Raw genomic sequence first — 23,015 nt, forward strand, 5'->3', positions numbered from 1 at the left:
GGGTACCTGAACAGAAATAGGGCGCACTTACATGTCAGAGAACATCTACCCCAAGGTGAGCACGTTCGAAGCCGCAGGCAACGGCGTGAGCGCATCACCTAAATTCCCTAAGCTCGAAGAAGCTGTACTCGACTATTGGAAGAAAGACGGAACCTTCCAAGCATCTATCGATAACCGCGAAGCCGGGCCCCACGGCGATAACGAATTCGTCTTCTACGATGGCCCTCCATTCGCAAATGGTCTGCCGCACTACGGGCACCTGCTCACAGGTTACGCGAAAGACCTTGTAGCACGTTACCAAACTCAGCGCGGGCATAAAGTAGAACGCCGCTTCGGCTGGGACACTCATGGTCTGCCTGCCGAGCTTGAAGCCATGAAACAGCTCGGCATGACCGATAAACAAGAAATCCTAGAGATGGGCATCGATAATTTCAACGATGCCGCGCGCGCCTCCGTGCTCAAATACACCAATGAGTGGGAACAATACGTTACCAGGCAGGCGCGTTGGGTGGACTTCGAGAACGACTATAAGACCCTCAACGTTGAGTACATGGAATCCGTGATTTGGGCGTTCAAGCGTCTCTACGATAAAGGGCTCACGTACCAAGGGTTCCGTGTTCTGCCGTACTGCTGGAAAGACGAAACCCCGTTATCGAACCACGAGCTGCGCATGGATGACGACGTCTATCAGGATCGTCAAGATCAGACCGTCACGGTAGCTTTCGCTCTCACCGCGGACGACTCGCTCGCTGCCAATAAAAACGTTGTCGCTGAACTGGCAGGCGTTGAGGCGCTTGCCTGGACCACCACCCCCTGGACCTTACCCACCAACCAGGCGCTCGCCGTCGGACCCGACATTGAATACGTCGTAGTTCCCGGTGCCGGGGATTTCAATGGACGACGCTTCCTGATCGCTGCTGATCTGCTGGGAACCTACGCAAAAGATCTTGGGTATGCAGGGGAGAACTCTGCCGAGGATGCGGCAGCCGCCATCACAGCGCGCTACACCGGCTCCCAACTAGAAGGTGTGCGCTACACCCCGCTGTGGGACTATTTCGCCGATGCCGAGAAATGGGGCACAGGAACCTCCTGGCAGATTCTCGTTGCCGATTACGTGAGTACCACTGATGGTACCGGTATCGTTCATCAGGCACCCGCCTATGGTGAAGACGACCAGAAAGTTTGTGAATCCTACGATATTCCCGTGGTGCTTTCGGTAGATGAAGGCGCCAGGTTCCTTCCCCTATTCGGGCAGCCTAGCCCTTCGGGGTCTACCGCGCTTGCGGGTATCGCCGGAGTTCAGGTTTTCGAGGCGAACCGCACCATTATTAATGCTCTCAAGGCAGATGGTGCGCTCATCGTGGAGAAATCCTATGTGCACTCCTACCCGCACTGCTGGCGCTGCCGTAATCCTCTAATCTACCGCGCCATTACCTCTTGGTATGTGAAGGTGACCGAGTTCAAAGACCGCATGTCTGAGCTGAACGAGCAGATCAACTGGATTCCCGAAAATGTCAAGTACGGGCAGTTCGGTAAGTGGGTTGAGAACGCTCGCGACTGGTCAATTTCGCGTAACCGTTTCTGGGGTTCTCCTATTCCCGTTTGGGTTTCGGACGATCCAAATTATCCTCGTGTTGATGTTTACGGATCGCTCGAAGAACTCAAAGCTGACTTTGGTCGCCTGCCGCTGAACAAAGAGGGGCAGCCAGATCTGCACCGTCCCTATATTGATGAGCTGACGCGTCCAAACCCTGATGATCCAACGGGTAAGTCTACGATGCGTCGCGTCGAAGACGTGCTGGACGTATGGTTTGACTCCGGGTCGATGCCGTATGCGCAGGTTCACTATCCCTTCGAGAATAAGGACTGGTTCGAGAACCATTATCCGGCGGATTTCATCGTTGAGTATATTGGTCAGACCCGCGGTTGGTTCTACACTTTGCATATTTTAGCGACCGCACTATTTGACCGTCCTGCCTTCAAGAATGTTGTCAGTCACGGCATCGTGCTTGGTTCTGACGGGCAGAAAATGTCAAAGTCGCTGCGCAACTACCCGGATGTCTCTGAAGTTCTTGACCGCGACGGCTCGGATGCTATGCGCTGGTTCCTCATGTCATCGCCGATTCTGCGCGGCGGCAACCTGATTGTGACCGAGCAGGGGATTCGTGAAGGGGTACGACAGGTGATGCTTCCGCTGTGGAACGTCTATCACTTCTTCGCTCTCTACGCGAATGCTGCCAACAAAGGCGCGGGATATACGGCACAGGTGAAGTACGATTCGCAGCATGTGATGGACCGCTTTATCTTGGGTAAAACCCGGGAGCTGGTACAGCAGGTTACCGCGGACATGGACTCTTACGATATCTGGAGTGCCTGCGAGCATCTGCGTCTTTATGCTGATGCTCTTACCAACTGGTATGTGCGCCGCTCACGTGAACGTTTCTTTGACGAAGACCCCGATGCCTTTGATACCCTGTACACTGCTTTGGTGACGGTATCAAAGGTAGCGGCGTCACTTCTGCCGCTCACGACCGAGGAAATCTACCGTGGCTTGACCGGCGAGCGTTCGGTACATCTTGCCGACTGGCCTGCCGCTGAAGACTTTGCTGATGAATCTGAGCTGCTTTCGCTCATGGAAACCGTGCGGGCTGTATGCTCTACAGGATCTTCTCTGCGTAAAGAGAAGAAGATCCGTGTGCGTCAGCCTCTGCAATCGCTCACGGCGGCCATTGCCAACGAGCAGTTCGCACAGCTGGAAACCGCATTCGGTGCTAAGGGCGCCGATTACTTCGCCAAGATTGTGAAGGACGAGCTGAACCTGCGTGAGGTTATCCTCGTGAATGCACAGGACGCTAACCCCGCCGACTACGGTATCTCACAGCAGTTGAAGGTGAATGCCCGTGCCGCAGGTCCTCGCCTTGGTAAACAGGTTCAGACAGCTATTAAGGCATCGAAATCTGGCGATTGGACAATCGCCGAAGATGGTACCGTAACCGTTGCTTTCAACACCATCGACGGCGGACTTGCACTAGTTGACGGCGAATATGAGCTGGCAACCGTAGTAGCTTCCTCGGACGACGGTACCGAGCGTGAAGCGGCAGCCGTGATGCCCGGCGGTTTCCTAGTGCTGAACATCGAATTAACCGATGAACTTGTAGCAGAAGGTATTGCCCGCGATACTATTCGCGCTATTCAGCAGGCCCGTAAAGATGCCGGACTGAATGTCTCTGACCGCATCAACCTAACAGTTAGTGCGCCGCAGGAGACCTTGGAGGCTCTGCGCACCCACGAGGAACTGGTCACTGGCGAGACCCTAGCGGTTTCCCTGGATCTCACGGAGGGCGAGAGCCTGACCATTACGGTCGCAAAGGCAGCATAGAATAGGGGCAATATAGCCTCTAAGCCGCCCCAGCACATATAACACACCGCGGTATGTACCGTGCTGGGGTGGCTATACACCCAAATATATATCTGTACATAAGGCAGAATCCTGGTAAAGACGCTGGCCGCACAGCTTGATACCAGCCAAGGAAAGAACACTATGAGCGAGATGAGCTACCCAGCAATCCCGGATCCCGAAGGGGTTGAACGCGTCTACGGTGAATTGCTGGCACGTGCCCCCGAAAATAAGATGGCTCCCCGGCTAGATGCGGTTCGTCGAGCCGTTGAAATCCTCGGGGATGTGCACCGCGCCGCCCCGGTCATCCACATCACCGGAACTAACGGTAAAACCAGTACCGCCCGCATGATTGAATCGCTTTTGTTGGCTCATGATCTGCGCACCGGGCGTTTTACTAGCCCGCATCTCGAAAGCGTTACTGAGCGCATCAGCATTAACGGTGAACCGGTGCCTGATGCCACGTTCGTGCGCGTTTGGGATGAAATTTTGCCATACCTCACTCTTGTGGACGAAGAATTTGCTGCACGCGGAGAACCAAAACTTACGTTCTTTGAGTCCATCACCGTGCTTGCTTTCGCTATTTTTGCCGATGAGCCCGTGGACGTGGTGATTCTAGAAGTCGGGATCGGTGGTTCGTGGGATTCTACGAATGTAGCCGACGGTATTGTCTCCGTCGTGGCACCCGTTGGCCTTGATCATACCGATATGCTGGGGGATACTCTGGCTGAGATTGCAACGGAAAAAGCCGGGATTATTAAACCCGACGGATACCTTATTTCTGCGGCGCAAGACCCTGAAGTAGCGACCATACTCCTTGATACTGCTCGTAAGCAGAACGCCAAGTACGCCTTCGAAGGTGTTGAATTTGGTGTGCTTGAGCGTGCCCGCGCGGTCGGGGGGCAGCTTTTGACTCTCCGAGGTTTAGCAGGAGAATACCCCGATATTGAGCTCCCCCTACACGGTGAGCACCAGGGGCAGAACGCATCATTAGCTCTTGCCGCAGTCGAGGCATTTTTCGGTGGGGATCGTGCCCTTGCGCGAGATGTAGTACTCGCCGGATTTGCTCAGGTACGTTCGCCAGGGCGACTTGAGATGATTCGTAGCGAGCCTTTGGTAGTGCTTGACGCCGCTCATAACCCGCATGGGGTGCGCGCCGCATCTACGGCTTTTAAAGAGGCATTTGAACTGTCCCATGTGCATGCAGTCGTCGGTATTCTAGGCGAAAAAGACGCTCTCGGTATTTTTGAAGTGCTTCGTGAAGAATACGTAGACTCAACCGATGCCACATTCCGGTTGTATCTTTCTGCCTCAGATTCTTCCCGAGCCATTGCCCCGGAAGAACTTCAAGAGATTGCCCTCGACGCCGGGTTCGACGAAGACATTATTACGGTATGTGACCACTTGGATGAGGCGCTTGCCACCGCTATGGAGAACGCCCTCTTTGAGCAGGAATCTGCTGGTGTGTTGGTAACAGGATCGGTCACGGTCATTGGGGAGGTGCGTACCCTGCTGGCACAACCCGCCCAAGAATCCACTGCACAGCACAACGCCGAGCCTGAGGAACTCGCTGAGGCTGCAGAAACCGATTCCGATGAACTATTCGGCGAGATTATGGCTGAGCTGGCGGGGGAGGAACCTCGTGAAATCCCGTTAGAAGACTCATTGGGATTGCCTCTGGCAGACGGCACCGATAATCCTGAGGAAAGCTAAGACCATTATGGCAAAAAAGCAGTTTATGACACGCGCTCAACGGGATTGGAAGCCCGGGACGGTTAAGAAACCACGTTCTACGAAAGTCATGTTTGCTTCCACCATTTTGGTACTCGAAGCATTCACGATTTTCTTCGGCACACTAGCCGTTTTCGGACTTCATTTCAACGATCCGAGCACTGTAAAAATTATAATCTGGGTTGCAGGTTTGGTTCTTGCCGGTGCGTGTATGGTCCTACCCGCTAAGCTGATAAAACCATGGGGATACTCGGCTGGTTGGGCGCTTCAAGGCACCATGCTTCTTGCCTCAGTCATTGCGTTACCCTTCTCGCTCGTGGTAATAATCCCATTTGTTGCCTGCTGGTGGTATGCGCTACACGCCGGTACCCGCATCGATGCCGAAAACGAAATACGCGCCGCCGAACAAGAAGAATGGGAGCGTAAAAAACTTACATGAGAGTGAGTAAGCAACAACGATACAGGCGATTATGCCATGATCGCTGGCAACACCAAGATATAGGTATAAAAATCCCTGTCTTTATGACGAGAAACTTAACCCTAGGTGCCGAACACGTTAGGATAGCTACAAAGGGTTTAACGCATCATGCTGCGGCTGCGGTATGATGCGTCACTTATCACCGATAAACAGGTATATGTAAAGGAGCAGCACATGGGTGCCGTTGAGCAAACATCGGAAACCGACGATCTACTATCTGAAGATGTTATAGACTCCCAGGTTTCCTCTCGTGAGCGAGATACGGCAGAAGGATCGGAGCGTTCCTTAGCGATCTGGCTCTTTATGACGGGAGCTATAGCCCTGGCTTCATCGGCAACCCTTGTTTTTGAGCGTCTTCAGATTTTCGTGGATGCGGGGCATACCTCGGTCTGCGACATCAACGCCCTTCTTAACTGCGGCACCGTGATGCGTACCCCGCAAGCTGAAGCCTTTGGATTCCCCAACCCCTTCATCGGACTCATAGGGTTCTCCATCGTTATGACGATAGCCGCCGCCATGCTTGCAGGAGCTACCTTCAAAAAATGGTTCTGGGTAGCCACCAACATCGGCTTAGCGCTCGCGACAGCGTTTGTCTTCTGGCTCTGGTTTGAGACTACCTTCCACATTAACGCACTATGTCTTTTCTGCATGATCGTGTGGGTTATGACGATTACTATGTTTGTAAAGGTGACGGTACGCAATATTTCTCATAGCGTTATTCCTGCCCCTGAAAATATTCGTGAGAGTATCGGTACGTGGAGCTGGTTTACTATCACCTTGGTGCTCATTCTCATCTTTGGGATTATTGTGATCCGCTTCTTCGACGTGATCATGAATATGATGCGCTAATTTTTATGTAAACACAGTGAGGGTGGGTCTTCCAGAAGATTATGGAAGACCCACCCTCACTGTTATATGGTTTCAACTCTAAGACATCCAAAGAGCAATCTCACGGGCTGCAGATTCGGGGGAGTCTGAGGCATGCACCAGGTTCTTTTGCACACCTTCGCCCCAATCACGTCCGTAATCTCCACGAATTGTTCCCGGTGCTGCCGTTGTCGGGTCTGAGGTTCCCAGCATTGTACGTACACCCTCGATTACACGATCTCCGCTGAGAACAGCGGCGACCACGGGACCAGAAACCATGAAATCCACGAGGGAACGATAGAAAGGCTTGCCTGCGTGCTCAGCATAGTGCTGGGCGAGAAGTTCTTCGGTGGGCTGAAGCATTTTCAGTCCTTCAATCACGTAACCCTTAGTCTCAAAGCGGCTCAAAATCTCGCCAATAAGCCCGCGTTCAACACCGTCAGGCTTTACCAGAATTAGGGTCTTTTCGGTCATAATTTTCCTCTATCTTGTTTGCGGTCATTCTGTGGTGGTTGCTCAATATCATAGGGGAAAGAGGTGCCGACATGTGTGCTTCAGCCAAGATACGCCATCGAAATTTTTAAGAAGAGGCGTATAATCGTAGCGTTATTGTTCAATCACCGAGGAGAATCCGTGAAAGGCTTTGGCACAACATTGATGCTGGCATCAGCAGTAATTTTTTTGGCGGCGCTACTCTTTCTGACCGCAGGAAAGTTCTCGATGGTGTGGGTTATTTTACTGATCGCAGCTCCTTTCGCTTTCATCCTCGGTATTCCCTTTGCCACAGGTTCCGGGCCAGAGTATCTGCCTAGTAACCCAAAACTGGCGCAGAAAGCACGCGAAAAACGTGATGCTGAACTAGGTCTCGGCTAGGTTTTACTCTCGTTATAAGCGCAATGTTGGTCACACCAATGTTGCGCTTTTTATGCATGTATGGGGTGTTCTGGATTGCACACGGTATAATGATGAGCGGTACATTTTTATGCCCCGCACGCATAAAAGATACCCAGTATATTGACCGAGAGAACGTGCACGCGCATCCGTCATAGCAAAAGTTCAGATAAGACGTTAGCGGATGATGACCCCAGGCATTGGTATCTTAGTGACATCTCGGTTAAACATACTGGCCGAGAACATCATGAAGAAACGCATCCGCCGTATTTGCGGAGTAAGCCGACTTCGTGCTCGCCGTCTTGTACGCCCGGAAGCAAACGAAGGCAGACACAAAGAGCAGGCTTGAGCCACGTATTTCTTGGTAATTAGGCTTATGACACGCTAACGCGTTGATGCAGAGAGTTTTACGATGCGGCGTAAAATTCTTGAAGGAAGAAGAAAGAAAAGAATGGCTGACGAAAAGAACGCCCATCAATCTAGCATGAATATGGATGTTCTTGCTGACATGATCTCTCTCGCTGATAAACAGGATGTCTCCGGCGAGACGATGAGAACTCATCAGGAAAAAAATAATACCCGGGTTGAAAAGCAGGCAGATCCCCTGAAGGATAGTGAATCTGCAGTATCGGCAGCATCGCGTCGTAAGAACTCATCGCGCGCTAAGAAAGTTGCTGAACCCACGCCCGAAGACGCTGTTGCGGCTGGGTTAACGGATTTACGCAATCAGAAGGCTAAGCATGCCCCTGCACCAAGGAAGACTGTGGCTGCGGCCTCTGCCGAAGAAGTCGCGAACACTCTTGATACTCTTTTTACCCAAGCCGCCGAGTCTGCAGCATCAGCTGATGAAACTATGCCCCAACCCGAATCTCAGAAAACTGAAACCCGCGATTCTTCTGCCGAAAACCTTGCCTCTCCCGAAGTGGACACTGAGGTGTCCGAACTTGCCGAACAGACTGAGGTAGCAGAGCCTGTCTCTGATAACCGTGAAGAAGCCCAGACTGAAGAAGCTGCTCAAGAAGATAAGACAGCCATGATATCTTCGGAAGAAAACACTAAAGATGCTGACGAGCCTCATACCATCCAGTCAAAGGAATTAGTGGCAGAGAACGATGAAGACTCTGAGCCTCAAGCGACCTACGACGCTGAAGAGGATGAAGCTGAGACTTCTGAGCCGACAGACGAAGAGAGCACTGCCAGCACATTCGAAGATGAAAAGTCAGACGAAGAGGAAACGGCGGAGCCAGCAAAAACTTTGCGTGACGTACAGAATGAGAAGATTGCGCAGTTGCGCGAATCGGTGCGCCCGGGCGCTATGCCCCTATTCTATTCGCCCGAACCCACTGAGCTTTCTGAGCTTGCTTCTGCAGTCGCTGTGGAGCGCGAGCGTTTGCGTGCCGAGCGTTTGGAACAAGAGCGCCGCGATCGTATGGAGCGCCGTCGTGAAGAGGCAGCAGCTGAAGCTGAGGTGACGAGTCACCGCCGTCGCCGCCGCCGTCGTGGAACCGAAGATATAGAAATTGAAGGTAACGCCAATGACGAGGTTGAGACCGTTACCAAGGTCCGCACTCCTCGCCTTGCAGATTCTCATGCTTCTGACACCGTGACTGGCGTGCGTGGTTCTACCCGTCTTGAAGCTAAACGTGCGCGCCGCCGCGAGTCCCGATCGCTGGGTCGCCGTCGTCACATCGTGACCGAGGCAGAGTTTTTGGCGCGTCGCGAGTCAGTAGATCGTCAGATGCTTGTGCGCCAAAAAGAGGGGCGCATTCAGATTGGAGTTCTCGAAGACGGCGTGCTGGCAGAGCACTTTGTCTCTAAAACCCAGCAGGATTCCTTGATTGGGAACGTTTACCTTGGCAAAGTGCAGAATGTTCTTCCGTCCATGGAGGCAGCATTCGTCGATATTGGGCGCGGTCGTAACGCTGTTCTCTATGCGGGTGAAGTGAACTGGGATGTTACCGGTCTTGACGGTGCACCCCGCAAGATTGAGAATGCACTTAAACCGGGCGATTCCGTGCTGGTGCAGGTGACCAAAGACCCAATCGGTCATAAGGGCGCGCGTTTGACGAGTCAGGTTTCGCTTCCCGGACGCTTTCTGGTGTATGTGCCCGGCGGCTCAATGACCGGTATTTCGCGTAAGCTCCCCGATACCGAGCGTGCACGCCTCAAAAAGATTTTGAAGGATAAGCTGCCCGATGGCGCGGGCGTGATTGTGCGTACTGCAGCGGAAGGCGCATCCGAAGAAGAGCTGACCCACGATATTAATCGCTTGCGCGCGCAGTGGGAAGAGATTCAGGAAAAAGCGAATTCCCGCAAGGTGCTTGCCCCCGAAATGCTCTATCAAGAACCTGACCTGATGATTAAGACCGTGCGCGATGTCTTCAACGAGGATTTCACCTCTATGATCGTGCAAGGCCAGAGCGCATGGGACTCTATTGAGGCCTACGTGACCTATGTTGCCCCTGATCTGCTCTCACGCCTGCAGAAGTGGGAGGACGAAGATGATCTTTTCGACCATTACCGCATTAATGAGCAGCTGGCGAAGGCACTAGACCGCAAGGTATATCTTCCTTCGGGGGGTTCCTTGGTGATCGACCGTACCGAAGCTATGACCGTGGTAGATGTTAACACCGGTAAATTTACCGGTAGCGGCGGTAACCTTGAAGAGACCGTCACCAAGAATAACTTGGAGGCGGCAGAGGAGATCGTGCGTCAACTGCGTCTGCGTGATATTGGCGGCATTATCGTTATCGACTTTATTGATATGGTGCTTGAATCGAACCGTGATCTTGTGCTGCGTCGTCTGATCGAGTGCCTGGGGCGTGACCGCACTAAGCACCAGGTTGCTGAAGTAACCTCGCTGGGTCTTGTGCAGATGACCCGTAAACGTTTGGGAACAGGTCTTCTTGAGGTCTTCTCTGAGCAATGTGACTCATGCGGTGGACGCGGTTTGCTGGTGCACGATCAGCCGTTAAGCGGACGTTCCGGCGGTGCCTCCGATTTCATTCACCGTCAAGAGCGCACCGAACGTAAGCGTTCACGAGCGGCTTCGCGCAATAATACCCGTGATGCCGCTGAGGGCGTGGACTCAGAGAAGGACGAGAAGAAGGCAGAGCGCCGCAACGCTATGGCCTCTATTGCTGCAGCTTCGCACTCGGCTGACGAGCTTGAAGCTGAGGACCAAGCAAACCGTAAGAAGCGTAAACGTCGTAAGCGCTCTCGTCGTACCGAAACTGCCGAGCTTTCGCTGGAGCAGGAGATTCAAGGCATCAAAGCGGGAGCGAAGGCACACCGCGAAGTCTCATCCCGCGAGGACAAGGTTGCTGAGGTAACCGAGACCGATTGGATTGGTGAGCAGGGTGACTTCACACTGGAACAGCTTGCTGTGGCATTTGATCGTGATTTGAATCCAGAACATGATGCTCGGTTTACCCGTGAGTCTTCCCGTTCGGAGGCTATTCGTGCTGGAGAGGCGAAGGCTCGTGCCTCCCAGAAGGCTGGTCGCATTACCCGCAGCGAGAGCGGTGGATTTAAGTCAAATCAGGGTGACGAGTCTTCAGCAGAGCAGAAGTCGCCTCGCGCCGAGCGTGAGAATCTGCAGGTTGAAGATGTGCACGAGAGCCCGCGTAAGCGCCGCCGTTCGCGCCGTTCCTCTGAGAAGGAGCGTTCAGGCCGAGGGCAGGAGCAACGTGCGGAAGAGTCAGCTTCGGCCTCCCGTGTAAGCGGTGTTATTGGCAGTGCGCCGCGTGTGTCCGGTGTGATTACCCCCGGCGGGTCTGCCTCTAACTCGGTTGAGACTCAGAATGATAAAGATGGTTCTCAGCAGAAGATAGCTGCGCCAGCTGCTTCATCTGCACCGCGTAAACGTCGCTCCCGTCGAGCCGCTTCGTCGGCGGGCGCGCAGTCAAATGTCGTGACGGTGGACGCCACCGAGTCGGCTCACGGTTCGGTCGTGGCTTCGGCTTCTGTGGCAGATGCGAAAGCACCTGTCGAATCTGAGGCTCCGACTCTCTTCGGTATCGGTGTTTCTGCTGCAGATATTAAGCGGGTTGGTAAGGAAGACTAACCGTATATGATTCCTTGCCGCAGATGATGAATATAACGTTGGCAATACAGGACTAGAGGCTGTATTGCCAACGTTATTTTCTAGTATAGGGATACAATTGCGCATGACCCCGCGCATACAGTATCCTTAACGATTGGTATTTATCTCAGTGAAGCCCTATCGACGCAGGGTCAGCGGGAGATACCGCTTCTGGTTTTCCCCATCGTGAGGATCTCCGGAAGACACCACCGGCAGACCGAGCGCGCATCCGACTGGGCAATCCCACAAGGAGCGCGGGCCGCATCCACACCTTATTACTCACCATGAGAGATACCCGTGGAGCGCACAGCAATGAAAGCGCAGGCTGTCTGCACGTGTGAGATACGAAGAAGCAAGATGTCGAGAAAAGTGAGTCCCAAAGTGGCATACGCGATTGTACGCGCTGGCGGCCGCCAGGAAAAAGTCTCTGTCGGAGACAAAATTACCCTTGACCGTGTTGCAGGTGAACCCGGCAGCACCATCGAGCTGCCCGTACTGCTGCTCGTTGACGGTGACAAGATCACCGCTGACGCAAAGTCCCTGGCTTCCGCCAAGGTAACTGCTGAAAAGATTGAAGACCTGCGCGGTCCGAAGATCGTTATTCAGAAGTACAAGAACAAGACCGGTTACAAGAAGCGTCAGGGCTTCCGCGCTGAGCTGACCACCGTTAAGATCACCGCAATCAACGCGTAATCTTAACCACCGGATACAAACCTTAAGGTAGGAAAACAGAATGGCACATAAGAAGGGCGCAAGCTCCACCCGCAACGGTCGTGACTCGAACCCCCAGTACCTCGGTGTTAAGCGCTTCGGCGGTCAGACCGTCAATGCAGGCGAGATCCTTGTTCGTCAGCGCGGCACCCATTTCCACCCCGGCCTGAATGTTGGTCGCGGTGGCGACGATACTCTGTTCGCTCTGGCAGCAGGCACCGTCGAATTCGGTACCCGCAAGGGCCGCAAGGTCGTTAACATCCTGGCAGCAGCTGAGTAAAACTCGCTCACGCTAGGAAGAGGGGGTAGGCGAAAGTCTACCCCCTCTTACCATAAGATTTTCCGCATCTACTTGAGGATGCGCCCCCTCGCCAAGCTCAAGCAATCTCGTGTATTTTAGGCTTGTGCGAACCAGGAATTTACCAGAAGGAGAACACCCGTGGCAGAATTCGTGGACCGCGTGGTCCTGCATGTATCCGGTGGTCACGGAGGCAACGGATGTGTCTCTGTACGTCGAGAAAAGTTCAAGCCTCTCGGCGGCCCCAACGGCGGTAACGGCGGTAACGGCGGGGACGTGATTTTGCGTGTTGATAACCAAACCACCACACTATTGGAGTATCATCACAGCCCGCACCAACACGCTCCCAATGGAGATATCGGCCGCGGCGATATGCACCACGGCTACAACGGTGAAGACCTGGTGCTTACCGTACCTCAGGGAACCGTCGTCAAAGATCGTGACGGCAACGTGCTTGCCGACCTGTTGCATGTGGGTGACGAATATACTGCTGCACGAGGCGGCCAGGGCGGTCTCGGAAACGCTGCGTTGGCATCCACCAAACGTAAAGCACCTGGCTTCGCACTCCTCGGTATTCCGGGGGAAGAAACCGATATTGTCCTAGAACTCAAATCTATTGCCGATATTGCGCTTGTTGGGTACCCATCAGCCGGTAAATCTTCGCTGATTGCTGCTATCTCTGCGGCTCGGCCTAAAATCGCTGACTATCCTTTTACCACTCTTATCCCAAACTTGGGTGTTGTGCAGGCAGGTGATGTTCGGTACACCGTTGCGGATGTTCCCGGTCTGATTGAGGGAGCTTCCGAGGGTAAAGGGCTTGGCCACCGCTTCTTACGTCACGTTGAACGTTCCTCCGCACTAGTGCATGTGATTGACTGCGCCACTTTAGAACCCGGGCGTGACCCCATCAGCGACTTTGAAGTTATTCGCGGTGAGCTAGAAAACTATGCGGTAGACCCCACTGCTGGGGTAACTGTGCCGCTCAATGACCGTCCCCAGATCATTGTTCTCAATAAAATTGATGTGCCTGAAGCGCGTGAACTTGCCGATTTCGTGCGACCTGAATTTGAGAACATGGGGTACAAAGTTTTTGAAATTTCGACAGCATCCCATGAAGGGCTTAAACCGCTCATCTTTGCAATGGCAAACCTTGTGGAAGAAGACCGTCAGAAGCGTGTTACTCAAGAAGATAATTCTACGATTGAAGCCCCAGTTATTCGCCCCCAGGGATTCCGCTCCAAGAAAAAACAAGAATTTATTATTCGCCGCGAAGAACGTAATTTGGAGCCGCTCTTTCGGGTTATTGGGGAGAAACCAGAGCGTTGGATTCAGCAGACCGATTTCAATAATGATGAAGCTGTTGGTTACCTGGCGGATCGCCTGGCAAAACTGGGGGTTGAGGACGAACTCTTTAAATCCGGTGCCCGTGCCGGAGATGCCGTGGTTATCGGTGAAAATGATAACTCCGTGGTCTTTGACTGGGAACCCACTATGGTAGGCGGCGCTGAACTTCTGTCTTCCCCTCGTGGTACTGACTCTCGCCTCGAAGAGATTATTCGCCCCACCCGAGCCCAAAAACGTGAGGAATATAAGGAACGCATGGATGCAAAAGCAGAGGCTCGCGCCGAGCTTGAGCAAGAGCGCGTTGCGGGTGTGTGGACTGAATCGGTGGAATATCGCCGTAAGCTCAAGGAAAAAGGTAAAGCTGAAGGTATTGATATGCCTGAGGCCAAACAGTAGCCCGGTAAATCGGGGAATTAGGCAGCCTGACGACTTGCGAAGATGTCTCAACTATCACGCATATATAGGCCCGTCGTTTCGCGTATTTTCGCCCCTAACCGGTAGCATAGAGAGTAGCTTAACCATCGAAAGGAAGCACACACATGAACTCGGTTGTCCTAGCAGCTCACGGTGCTGAGCACACTGCGGGAATGCTTAACGGCATCCCGACCTATGTTTACGGCATCGTTGCTGCCGTCGTATTTACCGTTCTGCTGCTTGTTACTCTCTCGTACAGCGGACGCGGTATTGTACGACCCGATCACACACCGGAGCTCATGGAGGGTGACGAAGCACAGGCATTGCGTAGCTATAGCGAGAAGCATAACCGCTAGTCGCTAAGGAAAGTATCGTGACTTTTCAAGCTCTGCGGCTCAGCCTTGAGTCGATTCCGTCGCGAACTCCTGGGCGTGTACGTCTAGGAGTTATGGGCGGCACCTTTGACCCTATTCACCACGGGCATTTAGTAGCCGCCAGCGAGGTTGCGGCGGTGTTTGATCTTGACGAAGTAGTATTCGTACCGACTGGTCAGCCGTGGCAAAAGACGGGGGAGAGGCACGTGAGCGATCCCGAGCATCGTTATCTCATGACGGTGATTGCGACTGCATCTAATCCACGATTTACGGTAAGCCGGATAGATATAGATCGTGGCGGCGCAACGTATACCTTTGATACCCTTAATGAACTACGTGCTCTGCGACCCGATGCAGATCTTTTCTTCATCACCGGTGCAGACGCGATTAGCCAGATCATGACGTGGCGTAATGCTCATAAGCTGTGGGAGTTGGCTAACTTTGTGGGAGTGACCCGTCCGGGACACGAGCTTGATCCTCCGTTAGGCGAAGGACGGCAGATTACCACACTTGAAATTCCCGCGATGGCAATATCGTCAACCGATATTCGCCAACGCGCCTCTAAGGGTGCCCCTATCTGGTATTTGGTTCCTGATGGCGTGGTGCAGTACATCAATAAGTATCGGTTGTATTCTCCTGAGGATGCTGCCACGCACTACGGCGGCGGGCTGCCTCGCCAGAAAGACTCAACAGATATTCAACCAACTAGTGAAGACAAAGTAATGGAACAAGAGGTTTTACATGGCTGAAGCTAAGGGCAAAGAAGAGAAGCCCTACAGCGAGGGAGACGCGTACCTCTACGAAACATACGTGACTGAGGACGGCATTGAGGTGCCGCCTCCCACGCGTGTGATGGGTCCGCGCCGTCTAGCACGTTATCGCGAAGACGTGGCGAACTATCTGCGCGCTATGGGTCGTGGCGAGCGCCCTAACCCTGTTGAGAATATGGGGTCTTTGGCAAATACCCACGATATAGATCCACGCGTTTTGGCGGTACAGCGTCGTTTTGCTGCACTCGCTACTCAGGGGTCTATTAAGCTGAATGCGAATGATGAAGAGAAACTGCATGAACCTGAGCCGCTAACCAGCACTATGCGTGCTCTTCGCCCGGAAGAGGTTAAAGCTAATAAGCCTGCGCCAGCTGCTGCCCCTGCCGCGCCTCCGGCGCCTGCTCCTCAGCCACAGCCGGAAGATTCCCTGCTTCAGGATTCCCTCCATGTGGAGGCAGACGATTTGACGTTCACCTCGTCAATCCCAATTATTTCTCCTGATAATTCCCCGAAGATGCACCAGTACATGGTGCGCGATGAGCCTGTTGTCGAGGGTGAAGATACTGAGATCGTTGAGACCGAGGATCAAACTGTTTCCTCGCAGGCTCGCCCGGCAACTGCACCGCAGCCTACGGTAAAATCCAGTGACTCTAAAGCTCAGCAAAGCCGTCATACAGCTGATGTGCAGAATGAAGCCGATGAGAACCGCATTAATGTTGCTCCTGTGCCGTTGAACCTTCCTTCACCCATCCGCGCGATGGATGCTCAGGGACTTGACCTGTCGGTTCTGGACGAAAAATCTCAGCAAGATAGCGCATCCGCTCAAGCTGGCTCTGAGGCTAAGGAACAAAACGATACCGTCGCAGCAAAGAGTTCGGCGCAGCATGCTCAGACTGGTGCTCTTCCTGCACAGAAAGCGGCAAAGAACGGTTCTGCTAAACGGAAACCGTCGGCAACCGGTACCGTTCCTAAGATTCCTGCCCGTACTGGATCTATGCCGAAGGTCTCGGATCGTACCGGATCAACCCCCAAGGTTTCTGAGCAGAAAGATGCAGCTCCGAAGGTTGTAAACCCCTGGAATACTGTCCGTTTACAGAATCCGATGGGCGCAGATTCACCATCGCAGGCGTCCGATCGTACCGGATCAACCCCCAAGGTCTCACCGCGTACCGGGTCTGTATCGCGGGTGTCTTCTTCGCGTACTGGGTCTGTGCCTAAGGTACCTACTCGTACTGGTTCGATGTCGAAGGTCTCGGATCGTACTGGCTCGACTCCGAAGGTGAACACCCGTACAGGTTCCGTCTCGCAGGTGTCTTCTTCGCGTACTGGGTCTGTGCCTAAGGTACCTACTCGTACTGGTTCGATGTCGAAGGTCTCGGATCGTACTGGCTCGACTCCGAAGGTTTCCGAGCGTACCGGCGCCACCCCGAAGGTAAATGCGCGTACTGGTTCGCTCTCGCAGGTGAAGAAGTCTGATTCTACACCCGCTAAATCTCCGGCAACGGGTTCTACTTCTGCTGTTAAGCCATCGCCTCAGAATAAGGATGCAAAGCCTGTTGCACCTTCGAAGAATAAGCCAGGCTTTGATAAAGCTCTAAACGATGGCAAGAACCTGACGTCAGACCAAGCAACTGAACTCGCACAGCGTGTGTCTGCACGTACAGAAAAGGCGATGACCTCCTCGATTGCGAAGGTTAACGCTGCTAAGTCTCCTCGTAGGCTTGGAAATACTGCAAGTATGAAACAGGTTCCTGCAACGAATACGGATGAAACAGTGTCAAAGTACGAATCCATTGAGACAAGCGAAAATAAGTCCTTGTCCCTGCTGTCCTGGGTTGTAATTATCGGGTGCATTATCCTAGCTATTCTGGGTGTGTATATGTTTATCTCCAATCAAAGGTAACGATTGGCATAAGCATTTGCTTGCTTTGGCGCCTGTCCGTCAGAGAAATCTGACGGCAAGAAAGGAAAAAATGACTGCTGCACAGTCCTCTTGTGAGGCTCTGCGCATTGCCGCCCGAGCGGCGGAAGAAAAACAAGGAACCCAGCTTTTTGCGGTGGATGCTTCTGACGCTATGGGGCTGATTGACGGTTTCTTGGTAGTTTCGGCACATAATGAGCGCCTCGTCAATGCGATTGCTGATGAAATTGAGGATGCGCTTCGAGAACAGGTTGATTTGAAGCCTGTACGCCGAGAAGGACGTGCATCTGGTCGTTGGATTCTCCTAGATTTTGGGGATATCGTAGTGCATGTTCAGCATGAAGAAGATCGCGAGTTCTATGCTCTGGATCGTTTGTGGGCGCAGGCTCCGCGTATTGAACTAGGTGTTACCCATGAAGTTCCGTTTGATCTAGAAGGCGAAAGCGAAGAGGAAGCATCTCGGGTCGTTCCTGCTGACGAGTAACAATTTTGTTGCATCATGTGGGGCACCGCTGAGGCATACCAGAATTTGGTATCTTCGGCGGTGCCCCGTATTTTATGTCTGTACCAGTGCGAGAACTTGCATGCCTGGCAGAAAGATGTGTATTATGTTTTCTGTTGCTAAGGCAACGCAAAACTATATGAGGGGATATGGCGCAGCTGGTAGCGCACCTGCATGGCATGCAGGGGGTCAGGGGTTCGAGTCCCCTTATCTCCACTATTGACCGTCTGGTCCGAAAGGACTGGGCGGTATTTTATTATTTTTCTAACAGTACATGGTGCTTTCACATGAATGTACCTTTGGCGCGTAATAGTATTTGTCCCTTACACGAAATAATAGTGCGAAGAGATAAGAGGGGTATGGCGATTACCCCGAACAATACATTTAAAAACCTAGCTAAGATTCTAAAAAGAGTTTAAAGAATATGCTCCTTCATCCAGGGAAGAGAGGGGTATGCATCTTATTGAGAGCTCCTCTGTTGGAGCGCACGATCGACTATTGTCATAACGAAGCGCTTAGGCACCACACGGGTTACAAATCGCGCCACAATGGCGTTCCCCACTCCATCCACAAAACTGGGTTTCGTGGTTTTTAGAGTACGCAACGTGTTGTCTAGCAGCTGATGGACAGAGCGCATTTTTCCGACTGCTGCAGATTCACCGGCGATTTCAAAGAATGAGGTATCGGTGGGGCCGGGACAGACCGCAAGTACGCGGATGCCGTCTTTTCGGGTTTCGGACCAGAGCGCTTCAGTAAAGGAAAGCACGAATGCTTTGGTTGCGCCGTACACCGCCATATGGGGCAGTGGCTGAAAGGCAGCAGTCGAAGCAATGTTGATGATGGTTCCGTTTTTGCGTTCACGCATGGCGGGTAGATACCGAGCCGTCAGACCTGTTAACGTGAGGCAGTTAAGGCGTACTTCTTGTTCCAGACGCTCAGGGCTCTCATCAGCGACGTCACCGGAGGTTCCAAACCCTGCATTATTGACAAGTACATCAATCTCTAGCTCAGCACGGTTCGTTTCTTCCCAGAGCCGCTCAGCCGCATCCGGCGCGGATAGGTCGAGAGCAAAGACGGTGACTCGAATACCATGCTGAGACTCGAACTCTTCGGCGAGCTTATTGAGCTTATCCTGGCTGCGAGCAACGAGTACGAGATCTTGCTTTTGGGCAGCGTAGCGACGTGCAAATTCTTCTCCAATGCCCGAGGAAGCACCAGTAATTAATGTAGCCATGATTCTCCTTTCTTAATTTTCGTATCAATGTCAAAGCTACAATATACGGTCGTGCTAAAGACCTGCAGGACACGAAAAACTACCTGAAAGCAGAATTTGCCCTAGCCACTGGGAAGAGGAAAGGGGAATACACTTACGAACAGATGGAATAGTTAAGCCATATTTGGAGTATTTAAGGCGTAAAAGCTAAACTTCAAGAAGCTGGGACATAGGCGGAATCTTGCCACAGCGAAGACGCATGAAGTTTCTACGCCCAAGAACCTCACGCCGTGTATTAGGAAAATATTGTCCTTCAGGAGGAAACTCATGCATTCACCGATACCGAGCTACCTTGACGAAGTCCTCCAAAGCGTTGCGGCCGATAGAACGGGTGTGCTTGCGAACTATATTCCTGAACTTGCCGAGGTTGATCCTGAACGTCTTGGTGCCTCTATAGCTATGGTCGATGGGGAACTCTATGCTTCCGGCGATACTGATTCGCTATTTACCATTCAATCCATCTCAAAGCCTTTCGTGTATGCTTTAGCCCTTGCTGATCGCGGGTTTGAGAAAGTCTTAGACAAAGTTGGAGTTGAACCGTCCGGGGAACCCTTCAACGAGATCTCCCTTGAAGACAGCTCTGGTCGTCCGCTAAACCCCATGATTAACGCCGGCGCAATTACCACGCATTCTTTAGTCGGTACAGAAACAATGAATCGGGCAGAGCGTATGGAACGTGTGATTTCTGGGCTCTCTGCCTTCGCTGGCCGTTCCCTTGACGTTGATGAAGCGGTGTACTCATCTGAAATCGAGCACGCGCATCGTAATCTAGCGATCGCTCATATGCTTCGCAGTCACGACATTCTCACGGAGAACCCCACCGGTGTAGTCGAAGGCTACACCCGTCAATGCTCTTTGCTGGTAACCGTGCAGGATTTGGCGATGATGGCGGCAACTCTGGCAAACTACGGAATTCAACCCGTTACCGGGGAACAGGTAGTACCTAAGACAGTGGTGCGCCAGGTACTGAGTGTTATGTTCACCTGCGGTATGTACAACGCTGCAGGGGACTGGGCAACGCAGGTCGGAATTCCCGCTAAAAGTGGGGTAGGCGGGGGAATTATTGGCGCCGTACCGGGCCAGCTGGGACTAGCAACATTTTCACCACGCCTAGATGTACACGGCAACAGCGTGCGCGGTGTATCTCTCTTCGAACGGTTTTCCTCAGATATGGGCATGCACGTTATGAACATACCCACTGTTGCTCGGTCCGCAATACGAGCTAACTACCGAATAGGCTCCGGTGAGAAAATAACCCAGGTAATTCAACTGCAGGGCAGAATTAGATTTGCCGGTGCAGAGCGAGTTATCCGTGAAATTGTTGATACACACTACACGGGAACACGAATAGCACTCGATATTAGCCGAGTTTATTCTGTGGATGAGGTAGCCCAGCATATGCTTCTAGAAATTATGAGAAGAATGAGACACGAGGGATACACTGTATATCTGATTGATCAAGATGACACTATTACAAATCTTGAGGCCTTGAAAGCTATGGATGTTGCCGTATTGGGCAGCATTGACGAACTCGAACACTATTAGCTCTTGAGAATTTATAAGGTGTCATGATGAAACGTATTGCTATTTTAGGCCGCGGTGGTGCCGGTAAAAGTACCCTGGCTTCCTATCTTGCTACCCGCTATAAACTACCTGTTTTCGAGCTAGACCAGTATTTCTGGGATGAAGGCCTTACGCCTACTCCAGTAGATCAGTGGAATGTTATTCATCAGCAGATCATCTCTGAGCCTGAATGGATTATAGACGGTGATTTAGGCGTGTATGATACCAAACTACTAGAACGGCTCAAGGCGGCAGACACGGTTATTCTCTTGGACTTTAGCGCTCTCGTATGCGGTATGCGTGCGTTACGGCGCTCCCCGGAGAACCTAGAATTTTGGAAATGGATTCTGCGCTATAGGCGCGACAGCTTGCCGCGTATTATGGCGGCATGCGCGCATCCAGAAGTACAAGCCCATATATACCGGTTCTGTGCTCCTGCCGAGCTCGATAATTTTCTCGAAAACCTTCGATAGCAAGAATATTATGCTGAATTTTGTGAGGCTTCTAGGGAAAAACCGAAGATCTTCTGAAGAAGACATTCGTTATAACTCAGAGATAAAAACTTCATAATGATGAACCTGTTCTAAGAAACATATGTCAAGATACGACTCCATTGGGAATTTCTCAAATATAAAAACACGGAGTAATTAGAGACCATAAGTTTAGGCTAAACTAGTACAGAGAGCTATGGTAGCTCTCCATGAGGATTTATTCACCACTCATTCATGAGGAACAAATGTATATGAGAAACCACATTGTCGCGGTGGCGCTTATTGGTGCTGTGTTGTTTACCGGATGCTCCGGCAATAATGCCCGCAAAGAACAAACCCCTTCTTCATCCCCATCAATCTCTGCGACGGCCTCTACGAGCACCTTTGCAAGCCCTACGGCTTCCATAACTCCGTCACCAACCCCTACTCCAACTACCTCTCCTACTATTTCTGAAGTAACGCCAGAACCAGCTGCCACTGCTGACGCTGAACAGCATGAGGATGTTGTCGAGGTACCTCTTGATGACGCCTCTACTTCTGCCCCGCAACCCGAGACAGCTCAACAACCTTCTCCGGTTCAACAGCAACATGATCCCGTGCAGCAGCAACCTGTTGCTCCTGTGCCTGCACAGACTTCGGCGCAGCAGCGACATATTGCCCCGGTTCCAGAACAGCCTGCGCCTGTAAATAACGGCGGTGGTGTCTATTACAAAAATTGTGCTGCTGTACGGGCGGCAGGGGCTGCGCCTTTATATCGTGGACAGCCGGGGTATGGAACTCATCTTGATTCAGATGGTGATGGTATCGCTTGCGAACCTAAAAAGAAATAAACCCTAATAACTACGTTATAAAAAGTTGGGTGGGAACGCTCCCGCCCAACTTTATAAGTTATGTAAAAGCACTATGTCTCTGCACGAGAGCACGATAGGGTAGAAGTATATGTACCCATATAAACACCAGAGTCCAAGCAAAGAAACTCCACATCGTAATTCGGCGGATCGTTTCACCCGTATACCACGCCGAGCGGCCGTTTTAGGTATGCTCACCCCGCTTTTGGGCGCAGGCGTGCCTTATGCCGTAACACGAGATGAAAAGGTCGCAGGCGTTGAAGAATCAGCATCATGGGTAGATTCGTCCTCTGCATCTTCGGCGCCAGCGTTAGATTCCTCAGAAGAGGATGACCCGCAGAAAGCGGCCTTGCCGGAGTCGATAAATCCCATAGAGGTGGCGCACCCGTGGGATGAACCGCAAACCGCTTTGGAAGGTGCAGGGAACTATATTGCTTGGACCGTTGATGACGGGAAAAGCCCTGATGTTGTGCGCGCCTATGCAGATTTTGCCGCCCGAACGGGAACCCGGCTTACCTTCTTTATCAACGGGTCATATAACGCTTTTGAACCGAACCTAGACGTTCTTAAACCGTTGGTAGAATCAGGGCAGATTCAAATCGGCAATCATACGTGGTCGCATGCGGCGCTGACTACACTAGATGATGCAGGAATTGCCGAAGAATTAACGAAAAATGACGAAGAGATACAGCGGCTTTTCGGCGTGTCTTCTAAACCATATTACCGCCCACCATATGGATACTATGATTCTCGTGTGCTTGAGGCTGCGGCAAGTGTAGGATTCGACAGGGCGGTTCTCTGGTACGGGTCTTTAGCTGATTCTTCACCCATACCTGCCGAAGAAATATACGCATATTCCGAAAAATATGCGAACTCGCAGACTATTCTCATTGGCCATTTGAACTACCCCGGAGTTATTGAAGTGCTCGATAAGATCAAAATGCTTTTGGGCGAACGGAATCTTACCCCCGTAACCTTGCGCGACTATTACGGGTAGAACGTACGCTGGGATAAATTAGTGCTGTGCAAGTTTTACCAGCGTAATCGTTAGTCTCTTG

General features: G+C 52.2%; 19 protein-coding genes and 1 tRNA gene. 18 read left to right on the forward strand and 2 right to left on the reverse strand.

Annotated elements, in window-relative coordinates:
• Window positions 1-31: 31 nt before the first annotated feature.
• From ileS to HMPREF2981_RS08250, 4 genes are all read left to right on the forward strand, one after another.
• The gene (gene ileS / locus HMPREF2981_RS08235) at window positions 32-3,379 is read left to right on the forward strand and encodes an isoleucine--tRNA ligase (RefSeq protein ID WP_070662279.1); all 3,348 of its coding nucleotides are present in this window, start codon (window positions 32-34) and stop codon (window positions 3,377-3,379) included.
• Window positions 3,380-3,541: 162 nt separating this feature from the next.
• Complete coding sequence (locus HMPREF2981_RS08240; protein ID WP_070662282.1) at window positions 3,542-5,110, forward strand: bifunctional folylpolyglutamate synthase/dihydrofolate synthase; 1,569 nt, start codon at window positions 3,542-3,544, stop codon at window positions 5,108-5,110.
• Between the two features lie 25 nt (window positions 5,111-5,135).
• On the forward strand, window positions 5,136-5,567 hold the full coding sequence (locus HMPREF2981_RS08245) for a DUF4233 domain-containing protein (RefSeq protein WP_246825421.1): 432 nt from the start codon (window positions 5,136-5,138) through the stop codon (window positions 5,565-5,567).
• Window positions 5,568-5,780: 213 nt separating this feature from the next.
• Window positions 5,781-6,455, forward strand: a complete 675-nt coding sequence (locus HMPREF2981_RS08250) for a vitamin K epoxide reductase family protein (protein WP_048751442.1) — start codon at window positions 5,781-5,783, stop codon at window positions 6,453-6,455.
• A gap of 78 nt (window positions 6,456-6,533) precedes the next feature.
• Here the strand turns inward: HMPREF2981_RS08250 and ndk are convergent, their stop codons facing one another.
• The gene (gene ndk, locus HMPREF2981_RS08255) at window positions 6,534-6,947 is read right to left on the reverse strand and encodes a nucleoside-diphosphate kinase (RefSeq protein ID WP_048751441.1); all 414 of its coding nucleotides are present in this window, start codon (window positions 6,945-6,947) and stop codon (window positions 6,534-6,536) included.
• Between the two features lie 159 nt (window positions 6,948-7,106).
• On the opposite strand from ndk, the gene HMPREF2981_RS08260 reads away from it, so the two are divergent.
• The 10 genes from HMPREF2981_RS08260 (at window position 7,107) to HMPREF2981_RS08305 (ending at window position 17,998) form a co-directional block, all read left to right on the forward strand.
• Window positions 7,107-7,346 (forward strand): nucleoside-diphosphate sugar epimerase, encoded by a 240-nt coding sequence (locus HMPREF2981_RS08260; protein WP_238382412.1) that lies wholly within the window; start codon window positions 7,107-7,109, stop codon window positions 7,344-7,346.
• 469 nt (window positions 7,347-7,815) lie between these two features.
• Entirely contained in the window at window positions 7,816-11,430 is a 3,615-nt protein-coding gene (locus HMPREF2981_RS08265) for an Rne/Rng family ribonuclease (protein WP_070662288.1), read from the forward strand.
• Between the two features lie 399 nt (window positions 11,431-11,829).
• Window positions 11,830-12,141 (forward strand): 50S ribosomal protein L21, encoded by a 312-nt coding sequence (gene rplU / locus HMPREF2981_RS08270; RefSeq protein WP_006887214.1) that lies wholly within the window; start codon window positions 11,830-11,832, stop codon window positions 12,139-12,141.
• Window positions 12,142-12,181: 40 nt separating this feature from the next.
• Window positions 12,182-12,439: a 50S ribosomal protein L27 gene (gene rpmA / locus HMPREF2981_RS08275; RefSeq protein WP_004004819.1), complete on the forward strand. Its 258-nt coding sequence runs from the start codon at window positions 12,182-12,184 to the stop codon at window positions 12,437-12,439.
• A 159-nt stretch (window positions 12,440-12,598) separates the two neighbouring features.
• Window positions 12,599-14,197: a GTPase ObgE gene (gene obgE / locus HMPREF2981_RS08280; protein ID WP_070554390.1), complete on the forward strand. Its 1,599-nt coding sequence runs from the start codon at window positions 12,599-12,601 to the stop codon at window positions 14,195-14,197.
• A gap of 143 nt (window positions 14,198-14,340) precedes the next feature.
• Window positions 14,341-14,571, forward strand: a complete 231-nt coding sequence (locus HMPREF2981_RS08285; RefSeq protein WP_004004816.1) for a hypothetical protein — start codon at window positions 14,341-14,343, stop codon at window positions 14,569-14,571.
• 17 nt (window positions 14,572-14,588) lie between these two features.
• Window positions 14,589-15,338: a nicotinate-nucleotide adenylyltransferase gene (gene nadD / locus HMPREF2981_RS08290; RefSeq protein WP_013399181.1), complete on the forward strand. Its 750-nt coding sequence runs from the start codon at window positions 14,589-14,591 to the stop codon at window positions 15,336-15,338.
• Window positions 15,331-17,262 (forward strand): hypothetical protein, encoded by a 1,932-nt coding sequence (locus tag HMPREF2981_RS08295; RefSeq protein ID WP_070662291.1) that lies wholly within the window; start codon window positions 15,331-15,333, stop codon window positions 17,260-17,262. Before nadD ends, HMPREF2981_RS08295 begins: the two co-directional genes overlap by 8 nt.
• Window positions 17,263-17,332: 70 nt before the next feature.
• Window positions 17,333-17,764, forward strand: coding sequence for a ribosome silencing factor (gene rsfS, locus HMPREF2981_RS08300; protein ID WP_048755291.1), 432 nt, complete (start codon window positions 17,333-17,335; stop codon window positions 17,762-17,764).
• A 161-nt stretch (window positions 17,765-17,925) separates the two neighbouring features.
• Window positions 17,926-17,998, forward strand: a tRNA-Ala gene (locus HMPREF2981_RS08305).
• Window positions 17,999-18,242: 244 nt separating this feature from the next.
• On the opposite strand, the gene HMPREF2981_RS08310 is transcribed toward HMPREF2981_RS08305, so the two are convergent.
• Window positions 18,243-19,016 (reverse strand): SDR family NAD(P)-dependent oxidoreductase, encoded by a 774-nt coding sequence (locus tag HMPREF2981_RS08310; protein WP_048755292.1) that lies wholly within the window; start codon window positions 19,014-19,016, stop codon window positions 18,243-18,245.
• Window positions 19,017-19,322: 306 nt separating this feature from the next.
• On the opposite strand from HMPREF2981_RS08310, the gene HMPREF2981_RS08315 reads away from it, so the two are divergent.
• From HMPREF2981_RS08315 to HMPREF2981_RS08330, 4 genes are all read left to right on the forward strand, one after another.
• Window positions 19,323-20,600, forward strand: a complete 1,278-nt coding sequence (locus tag HMPREF2981_RS08315) for a glutaminase (RefSeq protein WP_048755293.1) — start codon at window positions 19,323-19,325, stop codon at window positions 20,598-20,600.
• A gap of 23 nt (window positions 20,601-20,623) precedes the next feature.
• On the forward strand, window positions 20,624-21,091 hold the full coding sequence (locus HMPREF2981_RS08320; RefSeq protein ID WP_048755294.1) for a P-loop NTPase family protein: 468 nt from the start codon (window positions 20,624-20,626) through the stop codon (window positions 21,089-21,091).
• A 269-nt stretch (window positions 21,092-21,360) separates the two neighbouring features.
• Complete coding sequence (locus HMPREF2981_RS08325) at window positions 21,361-21,939, forward strand: excalibur calcium-binding domain-containing protein (protein WP_070662850.1); 579 nt, start codon at window positions 21,361-21,363, stop codon at window positions 21,937-21,939.
• Between the two features lie 109 nt (window positions 21,940-22,048).
• Window positions 22,049-22,954, forward strand: a complete 906-nt coding sequence (locus HMPREF2981_RS08330) for a polysaccharide deacetylase family protein (RefSeq protein ID WP_070620587.1) — start codon at window positions 22,049-22,051, stop codon at window positions 22,952-22,954.
• Window positions 22,955-23,015 lie beyond the last annotated feature (61 nt).

Origin of the sequence: Rothia sp. HMSC069C01, assembly GCF_001814655.1 — a bacterium.
Lineage (GTDB): Bacteria > Actinomycetota > Actinomycetes > Actinomycetales > Micrococcaceae > Rothia > Rothia dentocariosa.

Coding starts and splice junctions, on each gene's coding strand:
- ileS (WP_070662279.1), top strand. CDS start 32: ATGTCAGAGAACATCTACCCCAAGGTGAGCACGTTCGAAGCCGCAGGC.
- HMPREF2981_RS08240 (WP_070662282.1), top strand. CDS start 3,542: ATGAGCGAGATGAGCTACCCAGCAATCCCGGATCCCGAAGGGGTTGAA.
- HMPREF2981_RS08245 (WP_246825421.1), top strand. CDS start 5,136: ATGACACGCGCTCAACGGGATTGGAAGCCCGGGACGGTTAAGAAACCA.
- HMPREF2981_RS08250 (WP_048751442.1), top strand. CDS start 5,781: ATGGGTGCCGTTGAGCAAACATCGGAAACCGACGATCTACTATCTGAA.
- ndk (WP_048751441.1), bottom strand. CDS start 6,947: ATGACCGAAAAGACCCTAATTCTGGTAAAGCCTGACGGTGTTGAACGC.
- HMPREF2981_RS08265 (WP_070662288.1), top strand. CDS start 7,816: ATGGCTGACGAAAAGAACGCCCATCAATCTAGCATGAATATGGATGTT.
- rpmA (WP_004004819.1), top strand. CDS start 12,182: ATGGCACATAAGAAGGGCGCAAGCTCCACCCGCAACGGTCGTGACTCG.
- HMPREF2981_RS08285 (WP_004004816.1), top strand. CDS start 14,341: ATGAACTCGGTTGTCCTAGCAGCTCACGGTGCTGAGCACACTGCGGGA.
- HMPREF2981_RS08295 (WP_070662291.1), top strand. CDS start 15,331: ATGGCTGAAGCTAAGGGCAAAGAAGAGAAGCCCTACAGCGAGGGAGAC.
- rsfS (WP_048755291.1), top strand. CDS start 17,333: ATGACTGCTGCACAGTCCTCTTGTGAGGCTCTGCGCATTGCCGCCCGA.
- HMPREF2981_RS08310 (WP_048755292.1), bottom strand. CDS start 19,016: ATGGCTACATTAATTACTGGTGCTTCCTCGGGCATTGGAGAAGAATTT.
- HMPREF2981_RS08315 (WP_048755293.1), top strand. CDS start 19,323: ATGCATTCACCGATACCGAGCTACCTTGACGAAGTCCTCCAAAGCGTT.
- HMPREF2981_RS08320 (WP_048755294.1), top strand. CDS start 20,624: ATGATGAAACGTATTGCTATTTTAGGCCGCGGTGGTGCCGGTAAAAGT.
- HMPREF2981_RS08325 (WP_070662850.1), top strand. CDS start 21,361: ATGAGAAACCACATTGTCGCGGTGGCGCTTATTGGTGCTGTGTTGTTT.
- HMPREF2981_RS08330 (WP_070620587.1), top strand. CDS start 22,049: ATGTACCCATATAAACACCAGAGTCCAAGCAAAGAAACTCCACATCGT.